General features: G+C 67.0%; 1 protein-coding gene. It reads right to left on the reverse strand.

The window, feature by feature from the left end; all coding sequences use genetic code 11:
- A partial coding sequence (locus SB753_RS38535) for a triphosphoribosyl-dephospho-CoA synthase (protein ID WP_410805346.1) occupies nt 1-261 on the reverse strand: 261 nt, incomplete at both ends.

Here is a 261-nt window from a genome sequence, read left to right on the forward strand (position 1 = left end):
GCCACGCGCCGAGGAAGGTGAGAAAGACATCGAGCGTGATAGCGGTCGGCGTGCTGCAGTGCGATTGCGCGATCGCGCCGAGGCCCAAGCCGAAGATGTCCGCGAAGCCGTTCGCGTATTGACGCGCGATGCTGTCGCGTTCTGCGGCCAGCGACATTGCTTCGCGCAGATCGACGGTGGGCGGCGCATGCACCGATTGCTCCGGCGCGTCGCCCAGTCCACCGGGATTGGCGAGCGCGATCGCACGATAAGCGGCGCACG

The organism is Paraburkholderia sp. SIMBA_053 (genome assembly GCF_046534895.1).
GTDB lineage: Bacteria > Pseudomonadota > Gammaproteobacteria > Burkholderiales > Burkholderiaceae > Paraburkholderia > Paraburkholderia caledonica.